The organism is Rothia sp. HMSC069C04, assembly GCF_001812895.1.
GTDB lineage: Bacteria > Actinomycetota > Actinomycetes > Actinomycetales > Micrococcaceae > Rothia.
The window spans coordinates 1-203 of record NZ_KV810753.1 but is presented as its reverse complement, the minus strand read 5'-3'; the positions used below and the strand labels follow the sequence as shown (position 1 = coordinate 203).

The following is a 203-nucleotide window of genomic DNA, read 5'->3' as shown; positions in this document are numbered from 1 at the left end:
GCGACCGATAATGTTCTCAAAACTTTGCCCCACAGACCCCTTGTAAGAGTTGTACTTGCGGTAAGCCCTCTCACGGCGTATACCGCAACGCAACCCCATCTGACGCATCATCTTCAAAACCGTCTTATCGGCAATGCGCACCCCCTCCTCAGCACGCAGACACATGGCCACCTGCCTGTGACCGCACCCGTTAGGGGTACGCG

The 203-nt window shown here is 56.7% G+C and carries 1 protein-coding gene; it reads right to left on the bottom strand.

What is annotated here, in order from left to right; translation table 11 throughout:
* Positions 1 to 171, bottom strand: a 171-nt coding sequence (locus tag HMPREF2879_RS09620; RefSeq protein ID WP_305793978.1) for an IS3 family transposase, incomplete at its 3' end; no start/stop codon positions are given.
* Between the last annotated feature and the right edge of the window lie 32 nt (positions 172 to 203).